This is a genomic window from Shewanella sp. 4_MG-2023, assembly GCF_030548015.1.
Lineage (GTDB): Bacteria > Pseudomonadota > Gammaproteobacteria > Enterobacterales > Shewanellaceae > Shewanella.
Map to the genome: position 1 here is coordinate 1 of NZ_JAUORL010000017.1, position 14685 is coordinate 14685.

10 protein-coding genes and 1 tRNA gene are annotated in these 14685 nt (G+C 42.5%); 10 read left to right on the forward strand and 1 reads right to left on the reverse strand.

What is annotated here, in order from left to right:
- From Q4546_RS10960 to Q4546_RS10995, 8 genes are all read left to right on the forward strand, one after another.
- A tRNA-Arg gene (locus tag Q4546_RS10960) sits at positions 1 to 77 on the forward strand.
- Between the two features lie 759 nt (positions 78 to 836).
- Complete coding sequence (locus Q4546_RS10965; RefSeq protein ID WP_303446272.1) at positions 837 to 1085, forward strand: OadG family protein; 249 nt, start codon at positions 837 to 839, stop codon at positions 1083 to 1085.
- 17 nt (positions 1086 to 1102) lie between these two features.
- Positions 1103 to 2890 (forward strand): sodium-extruding oxaloacetate decarboxylase subunit alpha, encoded by a 1788-nt coding sequence (gene oadA, locus Q4546_RS10970; RefSeq protein ID WP_102438092.1) that lies wholly within the window; start codon positions 1103 to 1105, stop codon positions 2888 to 2890.
- Positions 2891 to 2898: 8 nt separating this feature from the next.
- The gene (locus Q4546_RS10975) at positions 2899 to 4029 is read left to right on the forward strand and encodes a sodium ion-translocating decarboxylase subunit beta (protein ID WP_102438094.1); all 1131 of its coding nucleotides are present in this window, start codon (positions 2899 to 2901) and stop codon (positions 4027 to 4029) included.
- A 689-nt stretch (positions 4030 to 4718) separates the two neighbouring features.
- Positions 4719 to 6035: a CmpA/NrtA family ABC transporter substrate-binding protein gene (locus Q4546_RS10980; RefSeq protein ID WP_227006757.1), complete on the forward strand. Its 1317-nt coding sequence runs from the start codon at positions 4719 to 4721 to the stop codon at positions 6033 to 6035.
- Positions 6036 to 6205: 170 nt separating this feature from the next.
- The gene (locus Q4546_RS10985) at positions 6206 to 7114 is read left to right on the forward strand and encodes an ABC transporter permease (protein ID WP_241901093.1); all 909 of its coding nucleotides are present in this window, start codon (positions 6206 to 6208) and stop codon (positions 7112 to 7114) included.
- A 38-nt stretch (positions 7115 to 7152) separates the two neighbouring features.
- A complete protein-coding gene (locus Q4546_RS10990) occupies positions 7153 to 7995 on the forward strand; it encodes an ABC transporter ATP-binding protein (protein WP_102477193.1) in 843 nt (280 codons plus the stop codon).
- Positions 7996 to 8134: 139 nt separating this feature from the next.
- Entirely contained in the window at positions 8135 to 9295 is a 1161-nt protein-coding gene (locus tag Q4546_RS10995; RefSeq protein ID WP_303446298.1) for an alginate export family protein, read from the forward strand.
- 108 nt (positions 9296 to 9403) lie between these two features.
- Here the strand turns inward: Q4546_RS10995 and Q4546_RS11000 are convergent, their stop codons facing one another.
- Entirely contained in the window at positions 9404 to 10651 is a 1248-nt protein-coding gene (locus tag Q4546_RS11000) for a dicarboxylate/amino acid:cation symporter (protein ID WP_102438103.1), read from the reverse strand.
- 362 nt (positions 10652 to 11013) lie between these two features.
- Here Q4546_RS11000 and Q4546_RS11005 point away from each other — a divergent pair, with 362 nt between their 5' ends.
- Positions 11014 to 11436: a YqaA family protein gene (locus Q4546_RS11005; RefSeq protein ID WP_102438105.1), complete on the forward strand. Its 423-nt coding sequence runs from the start codon at positions 11014 to 11016 to the stop codon at positions 11434 to 11436.
- Positions 11437 to 11599: 163 nt separating this feature from the next.
- Complete coding sequence (locus tag Q4546_RS11010) at positions 11600 to 14431, forward strand: pitrilysin family protein (protein ID WP_303446275.1); 2832 nt, start codon at positions 11600 to 11602, stop codon at positions 14429 to 14431.
- Positions 14432 to 14685: the final 254 nt, after the last annotated feature.

The window sequence follows — 14685 nt, forward strand, 5'->3', positions numbered from 1 at the left end:
GCGGATGTAGCTCAGCTGGATAGAGTACCTGGCTACGAACCAGGCGGTCGGAGGTTCGAATCCTCCCATCCGCACCAGTATTAGAAAAAGCCCTGTAGTTATCTACAGGGCTTTTTTTATGCCTAAAATCCAGTCAGTCATATAAAGTGACTTTAAGTTTTCCTGCCAATATACCTACTTCACACTCACTCAAATGTCGCTAACCTGCTTTAGATCTTAAGTCGAAATGAACCACATCAAAATTTGGATAAATCCTTCAGTCATGCTGGTTAGTAGGTTCACTCTAGTTGATTAATTGTACTTAGCTTGGTTAATTAGTTTTGTATGCTTTTATTTTAACTACAACTTGATGATGAGCCATAAATTACAAAAACCACTACATATTTATGCTAAATAGAGCATCTGCACAATTTTGGTGAATATAGCTGTTCTTATTTCTGATATCTCTTTTTATATAGATCTTGTCATGACCTTATCATTTTCCTGATAAAGTAATCAAAAATGAAGATTCTTCATTATATGTGAACTATTTTTATCGAATTATCACCAAGGTGGGCTTAATCTTATTAATTTTGGTCTGACCAATTTACAAGGTGTTGGATTAATTGTTATAGATTGGTTATATTTTTCGTCGGTAAAAAATCACAGGGTAGTTTAATCGCTGAACTGGTGGATTTTAATGGAATAAAAACAGCTTATGCTGAATGAATAATTATTCCTTTTGTTGATGCCGCATCGTTTTGGTGCAATTTATTCAGCAGACGTTATTGACGTGTAAACATTGGAACTGATCCTGTGGGCAATTTTTAATTGCACATAATGACAAGAGAGGGTTTATGACATCATCAATATCCGAGCAATTATTGGATGCCTTGGGCATGATGATAATGGGGATGAGCTTAGTTTTTATATTTTTAAGCATATTAATTATCGGCATTAATCTTGTAGCTAGATTATGTCAGTCAGACATTCAGCCTGTTGTTGCTAATGCGCCTACACCTGCACCCGCAGCTGCGACATCAATTGATCCTAAGTTAATAGCAGCTATCACTTCTGCTATTCACCAGTATCGTGCCAAAGATTAAATCGTTTAGGAGTTATCATGAGCAAGCCTTTAGCGTTAACAGATGTAGTATTACGAGACGCCCATCAATCTATTTTAGCCACGCGCTTACGTTTAGACGATATGTTACCTATTGCACCTTTACTGGATAAAATTGGTTTTTGGTCTTTAGAGTCTTGGGGCGGTGCTACGTTTGATTCTTGTATTCGTTATTTAGGCGAAGACCCTTGGGATCGTATCAGAGAGCTGAAAAAGGCGATGCCAAATACACCACAGCAAATGCTATTGCGTGGTCAGAATTTATTAGGCTATCGTCATTACGCCGATGATGTGGTGACCCGCTTTGTTGAGCGTGCCCATACCAATGGTGTTGATGTTTTCAGAATTTTCGATGCCATGAATGATGTGCGTAACTTAGAAACTGCGGTTAAAGCAGTTAAGCAAGTCGGCGGTCATGCACAAGGTACGATTTCATTTACTAGCAGCCCAGTTCATAACGTAGATACTTGGGTTGATATGGCTAAAAACCTTGAAGACATGGGCTGTGACTCACTGTGCATCAAGGATATGGCAGGCTTACTTAAGCCAATGCAAGCTTATGACCTTATCAGCCGTTTAAAATCTCAAACTGACTTAACCGTTTCTATGCATTGTCATGCTACAACGGGTTTAAGTACTGCAACCTATCAAAAAGCCATTGAGGCTGGTGTTGATATTCTTGATACCGCGATTTCAACCATGAGCCAAACCTATGGCCATTCAGCTACTGAAACATTAGTTGCTATGGCAGAAGACTCGGGCCGCGCCACGGGTTACGACATGGCAGCATTAGAAGAAATTGCCGCTTACTTTAGAGAAGTACGTAAGAAATATGCCCGTTTTGAAGGGGCGCTTAAAGGCATTGATTCACGTATTCTTCGTGCACAAGTGCCAGGTGGCATGTTAACTAACATGGAAAACCAGCTCAAAGAGCAGGGCGCTGCAGATAAAATGGATGAGGTGTTAGAAGAGATCCCTCGTGTGCGTGAAGATCTTGGCTTTTTGCCATTGGTTACACCAACCTCGCAAATTGTCGGCACCCAGTCAGTGATTAATGTCTTAATGGGCGAGCGTTATAAAACCTTAGCTAAAGAAACCGAAGGTGTACTGAAAGGCGAATACGGTGCAACGCCGGCTCCGGTTAATGCCGAGCTGCAAGCACGGGTATTAAATGGCGCAGAGGCTATTACTTGTCGCCCTGCAGATTTAATTGAACCTGAATTAGATAAGCTTCGCAGCGAGCTTGCTGACATCGCTAAGAAAGACGGTATTACATTAGCCGCAGAAACTGATGATGATGTAATGACCTATGCCCTATTTAATCAAATTGGTCTTAAGTTCCTGACTAATCGCGGTAACCCTGATGCCTTTGAGCCAGTGCCAAGTGCTGATGATATGGCCGTGCCTGCGGCTAAAGCTGAAAAAGGCGCTGAAACCTACACTGTTAATGTGCAAGGACAAAGCTTTGTGGTTGAGGTAAGCGAAGGAGGCGATATCAGCCAGATCGTGCCGACATCAGCAGCACCTGCTGCCGTTGCTCCAACTGTTGCTGCTGCACCTGTGAGCGATGAAGTGAAAGCCACCATGAATGCACCGCTGTCGGGTAATATTTTTAAAGTATTGGTAAACGATGGCGATCACGTCAATGAAGGTGATGTGGTGTTAATCCTTGAAGCAATGAAAATGGAAACTGAAGTGCGCGCAGCAATAACAGGTTTCATCAAAAATATTTCAGTTAAGCAAGGTGATGCCGTTTCGGTTGGTTCACCATTGTTAGCATTAGCGTAGGAGATAGCATGGAAGGATTACTGGCCTTTTGGTCTGAGACAGGCATTGCTAACTTCGCTCTTGATCAATTATTTATGATGGCAATAGGCGGTTTATTACTGTATCTCGCAATAGCAAAAGGCTTCGAGCCATTACTATTATTGCCTATTGGGTTTGGTGCCATACTGGCGAATATTCCAAATGCGGGTTTCACTGAAGAAGGCGGCTTACTTTGGTACGCCTACCATGTGGGCATTGAGACCGGCATATTTCCATTACTGATTTTCATGGGCGTGGGGGCATTAACCGATTTTGGTGCATTAATCGCTAACCCAAAAACCTTATTGTTGGGCGCTGCAGCCCAATTCGGGATATTTGCGACTTTATTAGGTGCAATTGCTCTTAATGTGGTGCCGGGTTTTGAGTTCAGCATGACTGACGCCGCAGCCATTGCGATTATTGGTGGTGCAGATGGTCCAACTGCGATTTTCTTAGCCTCAAAACTAGCCCCTGATTTATTAGGTGCGATTGCTGTTGCAGCTTATTCATACATGGCATTAGTGCCGTTAATTCAGCCGCCAATTATGCGTCTATTAACCAATGAGTCAGAGCGTAGCATCAAAATGGAGCAGCTACGTGAAGTCAGTAAGAAAGAGAAAATTATCTTTCCCTTGATGGTTGTCGGTCTAACGATTTTGTTCCTACCAGCGGCGTCGCCTTTAGTGGGCATGTTCTGTTTAGGTAACTTAATGCGTGAGTCTGGCGTGGTTGATAGACTATCTTCTACCGCGCAAAACGAGCTTATCAATATTGTGACTATCTTTTTAGGTTTAGCTGTAGGCTCTAAATTACAGGCAGAACAGTTCTTACGCATTGAAACCTTGGGTATTCTTATTTTAGGTGCCGTGGCATTTAGTATTGGTACTGCTTCAGGGGTATTAATGGCGAAGTTCATGTCTAAGCTATCTGGTGGCAAAGTTAACCCATTGATTGGCGCAGCAGGAGTTTCTGCAGTGCCGATGGCGGCGCGCGTTGTTAACAAGGTAGGTCTTGAAGCTAATAACCAAAACTTCTTGCTGATGCATGCTATGGGGCCAAACGTGGCTGGTGTATTAGGTAGTGCTGTTGCTGCAGGTGTACTACTTGCGGTATTAGGCTAACCAGAGTTGTTTCAACAAGAGTAACCATCAGCTAATGCGTCTCAATTAGCTTAAGTTAGTGATTCAGATTAGTTACTCGCATTAGTTGCTAAATAAAAGCCACTTAATCACCAGATTAAGTGGCTTTTTTATATCGGTAGCTCAATTTCATTTGCTTATCTATCGGTTTAGTTATCGACACAGCCATGACTTAATCATTTACTCTGCGACTAACACAATCACAATCACAATCACAATCACAATCACAATCACATACACAATCACCTACACAGTCAGCAACTAAACCCCAAGTTCCGGTGCTAGTCTAAAGTTAAATGCTGCCCAAAAAAGTGCAACAGTATTTTATCTTGCACCGTTACGGACGCTTAGGGGCAATAGGTTTTTCAGTTGCAAACACATTTAATCATTTATAACAGAGGTTTACATTTATGGCATGGTTACTGAATGGACTATGACAACAATACTCGTCATTGAGACTATTTATTGGTTTAATCTGCAGTTTGTTGAATATTTATGCAGAGCGACAAGATGGAACACATTAACGATAAAGCAAAGGCGCTTTAATTATTCCTTAGGGATAATTAAAGCGCCTTTTTTGTTTTAAGTCATTTTAAACTTAAAAGGGATAAACGATGAACTGGAAAACGTCTTTTAAACAGCTTGCGGTCGCGCTAAGTATTGGTGCAGCGATGCAAGTTAATGTTGCCACTGCAGAAGTAGGCTTTCCTGAAAAAGAAGAGCTGACATTTGGTTTTATTAAACTGACCGATATGGCGCCTATCGCTATCGCTTATGAAAATGGTTATTTCGAAGAAGAAGGCTTATACGTCACCATCGAAGCTCAAGCTAACTGGAAAGTGTTACTGGACGGCGTGATTGATGGCCGCTTAGATGGGGCGCATATGCTAGCAGGTCAGCCTATTGCAGCCACGATTGGTTATGGTACCAAAGCCCATATCATTACGCCTTTTTCAATGGATTTAAATGGTAATGCTATTACTGTATCCAATGATATTTGGGCGCAAATGAAGCCTAACATCGCTAAAAATGCTGATGGTAAACCGGTTCATCCCATTAAAGCAGACTCGCTCAAACCTGTGGTAGATAAATATAACGAGCAAGGTAAGCCCTTTAAAATGGGCATGGTATTTCCAGTCTCTACCCACAACTATGAACTACGTTATTGGTTAGCCGCTGGTGGTATTCACCCCGGTTTTTATGCGCCTCACAAAGGTGATACTTCAGGACAACTTGACGCTGAAGCTTACTTATCTGTTACGCCGCCACCACAAATGCCATCAACCCTTGAAGCTGGCACCATCTATGGCTACTGCGTTGGTGAGCCTTGGAACCAACAAGCGGTATTTAAAGGCATCGGGGTGCCAGTGGTTACCGATTATGAAATTTGGAAAGATAACCCTGAAAAAGTATTTGGTATTACTGCAGAATTTGCTGAAAAGTATCCAAACACCACTATTCGCTTAACTAGAGCATTAATTAAAGCGGCTAAATGGTTAGACGAAAACAACAATGCTAACCGCCCAGCAGCTGTGAAAATCTTATCTCAATCTAACTATGTTGGCGCTGATTACGATGTGATTGCCAATAGCATGACGGGCACCTTTGAATATGAGAAAGGTGATAAGCGCGCGGTGCCTGATTTCAACGTGTTCTTTCGTTATAACGCAACCTACCCATATTACTCAGATGCGATTTGGTACTTAACCCAAATGCGTCGTTGGGGACAGATTTCAGATGATAAGCCTGATACTTGGTACAAAGAGATAGCTGCCAAGGTTTACCGTCCAGATATCTATGCAAAAGCGGCGCAATCGTTAATTGATGATAAAAGTATTGATGCCAAACATTTCCCTGACTTTGCTACTGAAACGGGCTTTAAAAAGCCGCAGCAACATTTTATTGATGACATTGTGTATGACGGTAGTGCACCGAATGCCTATATCAACAAGTTCAGTATCGGATTAAAACAAGGCGACAAACTGTAAGCCTGAGCTTAAGTACTTTATCTCGAGTTTTATGTCGAGTTTGATTCAGATTTTATGCAAGTAAGAGCTATCGAAGTGAGGATAGACCTATGACAACCATTGCAAGATTAGCGCAGAGACTCCCTATGGATAAGTCGGCTGTAACTTCGTTGTTAGCCAAATCAGCGGCAATGAGCAAAGCATTATTATTACCGCTCATCGGTATTACCGTGTTTTTGGTTATTTGGTCAATTACAGCCAATAATATTAATACATCCCTAGGTAAGTTTCCTGGTCCTGTGGCTGTTATAGGTCAGTTCGATGGGCTTTACCAAGAGCATAATGCCGAGCGAGAAAAGGCGGCGGCTTTTTATGAGCGCCAACAAGTTCGCAATAATGCAAGGCTGGCTGCCGATCCCAGTTATCAAGCGAAAACCAGAACGTATACCGGTAAGGAAACCTTCTTCGATCAGATAGTGACCTCACTTATCACGGTTATGTCTGGGTTTATACTAGCCGCCATTATTGCTATCCCCATGGGGATCTGGATGGGGTTAAGTAAAACCGTTAATGCAGCGGTTAATCCGATAGTGCAAATATTCAAACCTGTGTCACCACTGGCATGGTTGCCGTTGGTGACCATGGTGGTGAGCGCGTTATATGTGTCACCAGATCCTATGTTCTCTAAATCATTTATCAACTCCATGTTAACCGTCACCCTCTGTAGTCTGTGGCCGATGGTCATCAATACCTCAATAGGGGTGGCATCCATTGATTCTGACTTACTCAATGTCAGCCGGGTGCTGCGCTTATCACCGTTAACCCACGTACAAAAAATCGTGCTACCAGCATCAATACCACTGATTTTTACTGGCATGCGTTTATCCCTAGGAGTGGCATGGATGGTGTTAATTGCCGCAGAAATGTTGGCGCAAAACCCTGGGCTTGGAAAGTTTGTTTGGGATGAGTTCCAAAACGGCAGTTCAGAATCTCTGTCACGAATAATGGCGGCAGTGATTGTGATTGGCTTTATTGGCTTTTTGTTAGACCGTGGCGTACTGGCACTACAGCGCTGGTTCTCTTGGGATAAAAGTCACTAACTGGTTGAAGAGTTCGTTGAGGAATAAGGATAAATCTTATGAGTGTATTTTTAGACATTAGTAATATCGACATGGACTTTCCAACCCCAAATGGGCCGTTTAAGGCGCTAAAGGAAGTCAATTTAAAAATTAATAAAGGTGAGTTTGTCTCGCTTATTGGTCACTCGGGGTGTGGTAAATCAACCGTACTCAATATTGTGGCGGGGCTATATCAGGCCACCAAAGGTGGGGTGATTTTAAATAGTACTGAAGTCTCAGAGCCCGGCCCTGAGCGAGCTGTGGTGTTTCAAAACCACTCTTTATTGCCTTGGTTAACCTCATATCAAAATGTGGAATTAGCAGTAAAGCAGGTGTTTAAAGGCACTAAGTCAAAAGCTGAAATGAAGCAATGGATTGAATACAACCTGAGCCTAGTGCATATGGATCATGCGATGCACAAACTGCCCAGTGAAATATCTGGCGGCATGAAACAACGAGTGGGCATCGCCAGAGCCTTGGCAATGGAACCTGAAGTGCTATTGATGGATGAGCCTTTTGGGGCGCTCGATGCTTTGACCCGAGCCCATATGCAAGACTCGCTGATGGAAATTCAACTGGAGCTTAATAATACCGTCATCATGATCACCCATGACGTGGATGAAGCGGTATTGCTGTCAGACAACATTGTGATGATGACCAATGGCCCAGAAGCAACCGTGGGTGAAATTCTTACAGTTGATTTACCCCGCCCAAGAGATCGTCTGGCGCTAGCAGAAGATCCTGAATACAACCGTTTGCGGGCCGAAGTACTGAAGTTTCTTTATGAGAAACAGCGCAAAGTAGAGCCTATTAATATTAGTAAGTCATTAACTACATCAGATGAACAGGCTGAAGCGGTTTAACACTGATGCATGGAACAGTTTAGTTATAAATATAAAAGGAAAGATGATGAAACAGAAGCAACTCGCTGCACTGATTAATAGCAAATTAACCAAATCGATAGTAAGCCTTGCGGCACCGCTATCATTAACCTTGTTGGCCATGGGCTCGGCTCATGCTGAAACGACCCAGTCCGTTGCTGATGCGGTCACCCAAGGCAGCGTTAAGGTCGACTTGAATTTGCGTTATGAAATGGTTGATCAAGATAATGCCTTAAAAGATGCTGATGGTTTAACCCTTCGCACTCGTCTGACTTATGCCACAGCTGATTACTATGGTTTTTCGTCCACCCTTGAGTTTGAAGATTCACGTGTGGTTGCCGGCGTTGATGATTACAACAATACCTTAGGTAAAAATCCGCAATATTCAGTGATTGCCGATCCAGAAACCACCGAGTTTGATCAATTCTTTTTAAAATATAACTATGAAGGCTTTACCGTTAAAGGTGGTCGCCAAGTCATTACCTTTGATAACCAACGCTTTGTGGGTCATGTGGGCTGGCGTCAAGATAGACAGACCTTCGATGGGGTGATGTTAGAGTACAAATTTAACGATGTATTTAAAATTGACTACGGCTATATCAGCCAGCGTAATCGTATCTTTGCACAGGAAAAAGATATCGATTCAAAAGATAACCTGATAAATGCTTCACTAAAAACCGATTTTGGTACCTTAAGTGGTTATGGGTATTTACTAGAAGAAGATAGCGCCATTGATAACGGCCTTGATACCTATGGTTTACGCTTTGCTGGTAATACCGATGTGGGTGATATCAAAGTATTGTATTCAGCAGAGTATGCCACCCAGGATTCTGATAACGCAGACTTGTCCTATTCAGCTGATTATATGAGCGTTGAGGCTGGAGTCGGTTTTTCGGCGATTACTATTAAAGTGGGTTATGAAGTATTGGGATCAGACGGCGGCGACTATGGTTTCCAAACACCTTTAGCGACCTTGCATGGCTTTAATGGTTGGTCAGATCAGTTTTTATCAACCCCTAAACAAGGCTTAGCCGATCTTTACGCCTCAATTGGCGGTAAGGTGATTGGCGGTAAATGGGCGCTGGTATATCACGATTTTGAGGCTGATGAATCATCGGCTTTAGTGGATGATTTAGGGTCTGAAATTAATGCAGTCTTCAGCGTGCCGGTGACAAAAAATTATACCTTAGGGATTAAATACGCCGCGTATTCAAAAGGCGATACTGCTGCAGGTAAAGTCGATACTGATAAACTGTGGTTATGGGCTAATGCTAAGTTCTAGCCGTAGCTTTTAAGCAGTTGGTCTGAACAGTTAACGCTTAAATAAAAACGGCTAACTCAGTTTGAGTTAGCCGTTTTTTAATAAATTTTCGCTGCTGAGCGACTCGATTTAAGCCGCTTGATTTAGCGCTTTTTCATCTGAATAAAACTGTTGCTCATCGAATTGGCCTTCGCTTTTGCCAACAACCACAGCTGTCATCATGTCACCAGTGACATTGGTTGCGGTGCGGATCATATCAATAACGCGGTCAATAGCGGCGATAAAGGCAATGCCTTCAAGGGGTAAACCAACCACGCCCAAGGTCACTGTTAGCATCACCATCGCACTACCTGGAACACCTGCTGTACCTACTGACGCCACAGTTGCCGTTACCGCAATGAGCATGTAGTCGGTCATATCCAGTGGAATACCGTAAATTTGCGCAATAAATATCGCCGCAATAGCAGGGTAAATACCGCCACAGCCATCCATGTTCATGGTAGCGCCTAACGGCAATACAAAGGCGCTATAGCGCTTTGATACACCCATAGACTCAGTACATTTACTACTTGCTGGTAAGGTGCCAAAACTTGATGCGGTGCTAAATGCCACTAGTTGAGCAGGCATGGCTTTACGGAAAAATTGTACAGGGCTTAGGCCGGCAGCAAACTTCACTAAACCACCATAAACAAAAATAATATGAATTAATGCAGCCACATAAATAGCCACAATAAACTTACCTAATGGCAGTAAAGTTGACAGGCCGTATTCACCAACAACCCATGCCATCAAGCCGAACACGCCGATAGGGGTAAGCTTTAATACCATACGGGTTAGTTCAAACATTACTTCTGAACCTGCTTCAATGGTGCGCTTAAGTGGCTCTGCCTTTTCACCAACGGCGTTAATTGCAATACCAACGAGCGCTGCAAACACAATAATTTGCAGGACTTTACCTTCAGCTAATGATGCAAAAGGGTTTACTGGGATCATATTAAGTAACACTTGGGCAAACCCTGGGATATCACGGTCGCGCACTTCTGAGGTCGCTAGTTCTAAACTGCCGCCCATATCAAATGAGCTACCAATGGCTAAACCAATAAACGATGCCATGGTGCCAGTAAACATGAACATGCCTAAGGTTTTAAAGCTTAAGCGCTTTAAATTAGCTTGTGAGCCTAATGAGGTAATACTGACAACGATGGCGCAAAAAACTAAAGGTGCAACCAACATTTTGATGGCGCTAATAAATAAATCACCTAAAGGTTTTAGTATTACTGCACTTTCGCCTAAAGCTACACCTGCAAGGATACCTAAGGCAAAGCCTGCGAGTACTTTTTGCCAAAAAGGAATGCGTTTCAAGGTTTGAAAAATCATCAAGGTTCCAACTATTTATTATGCTTGCCAGTCGTTACCAGCAAGAGGATTATTATTTCAATAACCTTATACAATCACACAAAAGGCCATTGAATAGTCATTGTAGCTATGTATTACGTTAGCGGTATAAACTGAGTTTAGCCATTGACTTCAGGCTATTTTAAGCCAGCCTAATTAGAGTCTTTTAGGTAATATTTTTCGAATTGTATTCAGCGAATATCGTCGGGACAAACCGTTTTTAATATAACTTATATCATTTTTTCAATTTGTTAATTACATATTGAAATTCAACAGCTTGTTAACTCGTTTTTATATTACGAGTTTAATGGCTAAAACACTATAGATATCATTAGGTAAAGTAAATGACTGCATTGTGGTTAATGTTCAGCGGGGCTTTTTTAGCGGCAACTTTGTTACCAGGAGGTTCAGAAGTTTTACTTGTAGCCTTACTTACGGATCAACCAGAAACCTGGCTTGCGCTGCTGGTGGCTGCCAGTGTTGGTAACACCTTAGGAGCAATAAGCAGTTACTATTTAGGCTATTTAGGTCGCTTTGCTAAGACGCCAGAGGATCTAGCGAGTAAAAAATACCAACATGGATTAAAATTAATTGAAAAATATGGCTATTGGGCGTTGCTGCTTTCTTGGTTGCCATTAATTGGCGATATTCTATGTTTACTCGCTGGCTGGTTAAAGCTACCTATTATCCCGTCTACTGTCATGATGTTAATCGGTAAAACGATTCGTTACTCATTAATAGTGGCTGCCTTTATGTTGGCATGGTAAAACAACTGTTATTGGTTTTTTTTATAAAACCCTATGGTGATCACTGTTGTTAGCTATCTGATTGGAGAGGATATTTTTATATGCGATTGAACCAACAAGGTATAAAACGACTCATAGCATCACATTGACTGATTTCATTGGCTAGATTTCAAGGAGTATATAAGTGAAGAAATGGATCTTGGCAGCAGCGATCTCTATCGCCATTAGTGGCTGCGCACATGAAGCAACAATTTCCCCTGCGTTACCTCAAGGGGTCACATTAGTTGAAACCGTCGCTCAAAGTGACTCTGTGGGTATTCCTTATAAGAAATATCAGCTAGAAAATGGTCTTACGGTGATTTTACATCAAGATACCTCAGACCCTCTCGTTCATGTTGACGTCACTTATCATGTGGGCTCAGCTCGTGAAGTGGCGGGGCGCAGTGGCTTTGCCCATTTATTTGAGCACATGATGTTTCAGGGCTCGCAAAATGTCGGCGATGAGCAGCATTTCAAAGTCGTTACTGAGGCTGGTGGCACCTTAAATGGCACCACCAATACCGATAGAACCAATTATTTTGAGACTGTACCCAGCAACCAGCTGGAAAAAATGCTCTGGCTTGAATCTGATCGTATGGGCTTTTTATTGCCAGCATTGACCAGTGAAAAATTTGAAGTCCAGCGTGAGACAGTTAAAAATGAACGCGCTCAGCGAATTGATAATCAACCTTATGGCCGTTTGAATGAGCGCTTTAACCAAGCAATGTATCCTGCTGGGCATCCGTATTCGTGGCCAGTGATAGGTTGGCCAGAAGATTTAGAACGTGCCAGTGTTGATGATGTGCGTAATTTCTTTAAGCGCTGGTATGGCCCTAATAACGCTACCTTAACCATTGGTGGTGATTTCGATGAAATGCAAACACTAGCCATGGTGAATAAGTATTTTGGTGAGCTAAAACGTGGTCCAGAGGTGTCAGCAGATCCTAAAACCCCAGTGGTCTTAGATAAAACCCGTTATATTTCAATGGAAGATAAAGTTCATTTGCCGCTGATTTATATGGGTTTCCCCACAGTATACGCTCGACATAAAGATGAGGCCGCGCTGGATTTATTAGCCAATATTCTCGGTGGCGGTAAAACCTCACTGCTATACAAAAACTTAGTCAAAGATGGTTATGCAGTACAAGCCTCGGTAGGTCATCCATGCCAAGAGTTAGCTTGTAGCTTGACCTTGTATGCACTGGCTAATCCCGCTTCGGGGGCAACGCTTGCGACGCTTGAGCAGAAAATTAATGACTCTATTAAGGAGTTTGAGCAGCGTGGCGTGACAGATGATGACTTACAAAAGGTTAAAGTACAGTTTGAAGCCGATACTATTTTTGGCATGCAAAGTGTAAAAGGTAAGGTATCAACCCTAGCCTACAATCAAACCTTTTTTGACAACCCTGACATGGTAGCCAGTGACTTGGCCCGTTATGCCAGTGTCACCAAAGATGATGTAATGCGGGTGTTTAATACGTATATCAAAGACAAACCTATGGTGGTCATGAGCGTTGTACCTGAAGGGGCAAAACAATTAATTGCCGCTGAAGATAACTTTACCCCAACCATGATGCCGGTAGCGCCAGAAGCCGTGAGCGGCGTCGATAACGTCAGACAAATTACCTCAAACTTTGATCGTACTATTATGCCAAAGGTGGGTGATGCGCCAGTACTAAAAGTGCCTGAGTTATGGAATGCTTCACTGACCAATGGTATTGAAGTCATGGGTACTGAGAGCCATGAAACTCCAACCGTTGAATTACTGATTTATCTTGAAGGCGGCCACCGCGTTGCGCCCCAAGGTAAAGCGGGCGTGGCGTCATTAACGGCATCTATGCTCAATGAATCAAGCGCTAAACGTTCAACTGAAGAACTAGCTGGCGCATTAGAAATGCTTGGCAGTAGTGTGTCCTTTGGTGCATCGGGCTCACAAAGCTATATTCAGCTTTCAAGTTTGACTGAAAATCTCGCGCCGACTTTAGCGATATTACAAGAGAAGCTATTTACCCCAGGTTTTGTTGAGGCTGACTTTCAGCGCCTTAAACAGCAGCAATTACAAGGTTTACAGCATCAAGAGTCAGATCCTAACTTTTTAGCGCGCCAAGGCTTTTCATCGTTACTTTATGGTGAAAACAGCCCGTTAAGCGTCAATGCTTCTGGCACCTTAGAAAGTGTTGCCGGATTAACCCTTGAGGATGTTAAACAGTTTTATCAGCAGCAGTATCGAGCGGGTAATGCCAAAATGGTGCTGGTATCTGATTTAAGCAAGCAACAAGTGCTGCCGTTATTAAGCCCGTTTGCAGCTTGGCAAGGCAGTGCCAGCTCGCCATTTGTATTACCGCAATTACCAGAGCTTGCTGGTGGCACCATTTACATTATTGATAAACCAGATGCGGCGCAGTCGGTTATTAATATTGGTAAGCGGGCGTTAACCTATGATGCAACAGGCGACTACTTTAAGTCTTACTTAATGAATTACCCATTAGGTGGCGCATTTAACAGTCGGATAAACCTCAATTTGCGGGAAGACAAAGGTTATACCTATGGTGCTCGCAGTGGTTTTAATGGTGATAGCTTAGTGGGGCGATTTATGGCTTCAGCCAGTGTCCGCACTGATGTGACTGCAGAATCACTTATTGAGTTTATTAACGAGATTAATGAATATCAGCAGCAAGGCATGAGCGAAGCGGAATTAAGCTTTTTACGTAGCTCAATTTCACAAGGTAAAGCATTAGACTACGAAACGCCTTATCAAAAAGCGGGCTTCATGCGGATGATTCAGCGTTACCAACTTGATGACAACTTTACTGAGCAGCAGGCAAATATTGTTCAACAAGTTTCGCGTGCTGAGCTAAATGAGTTAGCTGCCACGCAATTAGACTTATCACAGATGGTGATGCTGATTGTGGGCGATAAAGCTGCTATTCTGCCTAAGTTGCAAGCTTTGGACTATCCTATAGTTGAAATAAAATAAGCATCGCAGTTGTTTTTAGGATAAAAAACCTTATATAGATCAGATATAGGGTTTGATAGCCATTTAAAAATGCTAGAATTTAGTAATTAACGGTGACAGGTTAACTGTTACCGTTTTTTATTTGTAAAACATAGTGAGTGTAGAATGGCTGAAAATGCTTTTTACTGTGAGCTCATATGTGTTTAATAACATGCTTTTAATTGGTTTAAAGAAATGTTAGTGCTAAATATCAGGTCTAGCAGTTTGAATGTCGC